General features: G+C 54.0%; 1 protein-coding gene. It reads left to right on the top strand.

All coding sequences use genetic code 11. From position 1 onward, the window contains the following. Positions 1 to 645: 645 nt before the first annotated feature. Positions 646 to 1056, top strand: coding sequence for an energy transducer TonB (locus tag Q363_RS31665; RefSeq protein WP_245632608.1), 411 nt, complete (start codon positions 646 to 648; stop codon positions 1054 to 1056). Positions 1057 to 1292: the final 236 nt, after the last annotated feature.

Genomic DNA, 1292 nt, shown 5'->3' with positions numbered 1-1292 from the left:
CTCCAGCAGAACCGAACACCCTCAACCTCAACGTCCCAGAGGGTGGGCCAAAACAAACCGCCGAAGTGGGCCAAGCCAAGTTGCCAAACTCACTCCAGGCCCGGATCCTCGGATTGCAACCGCCGCGCCCATTCCTTCCGCTCCTTCCGGTTTCGCCACAACTTTTTGCCTGTCGTCATCGCTGTGCTCCTCATGGGAAAATTAGGATCCGATTCGGCCCGGTGACGATATATTGAGAAATCTCTCCAACGGGGTCAAAGGGCCGTCGCAATGACCGCCCTTGCCACCATGCCAGCGATCGCCAGTACCGGAGCCATGCTTTTATTCGGGCACAAGAAGCACCAGTAGGAAGTCGGCCTTAGCTTGCCGAATCTGATCCCAGATCAGGATTGCAAATCGCGGGAGCTCGAGACAAGTTTTTGGCACCAGTGACTCCGCCTCTGGCGCAGTCAACTGCTTTTATAGAACATTTCCATCCGCCCCGCGCTGCGAGAATTGCAGTTGCCGAAAACCTGAACTTTGCGGGCACTACGAAGATCACTTCCGCTAAGCTAGGGTGAGTTATCGATTGTCAATGAATTAATTGCGTATGTGATGTCCGCTCTGTTGTAAGCTCATCCGATGACGAAGAAGACTAGGACGGCGATGAAGCATGGTCTGATTGTTTCTTGCATCCTCGCATCGTTTGCCATGACGTCTCAGATGGTGGCACAGGGCGCTGGTTCTGCCCTTGGACAGAATCCCTATACTGGACCGAACACCGTATACAGAGTCGCTGGCGATGTCTCAGCTCCTCTCTTGATCCACTCGGTTGAGCAGGAGTACACAGAAGCGGCGCGCAACGCCAAGATTTCGGGATTGGTGCTAGTGCACCTAATTGTTGAGGCTAATGGAAATCCTAGCCACGTTCGTGTCGTTCGCGGTCTTGGTATGGGGTTGGATGAGAAGGCAATCCAGGCAGTCCAGCAGTACAAATTTAAGCCAGGGATGAAGAATGGTAAGCCGGTTCGGGTCGAGTTGACTATTTCGCTCAATTTCAATGAAACCGCAAACTAGCCCCACTACGCTGTCCAATCCATTTCAAACGAGGAAGCATGCGAGTCGGGGCCACCAGGAGCCGAGTCCCAATCTAGCGGCTTGAGTTTCCGAAAAACGTTGGTTTTGAGAAAGTTCCCAGCAAGTTACCGAAATCCCGACTTGATCGGCATAGGGGCGGCAGTTGCCTGCCGACCCCTGCCACACCACCGTGCGTACGGGTCCGTACACGGCGGTTCGAGAAGTTACGCTAGCAG

The organism is Edaphobacter aggregans DSM 19364 (genome assembly GCF_000745965.1).
Lineage (GTDB): Bacteria > Acidobacteriota > Terriglobia > Terriglobales > Acidobacteriaceae > Edaphobacter > Edaphobacter aggregans.
The sequence above is the reverse complement of the archived record's forward strand: the minus strand, read 5'-3'. Positions and strand labels throughout refer to the sequence as shown.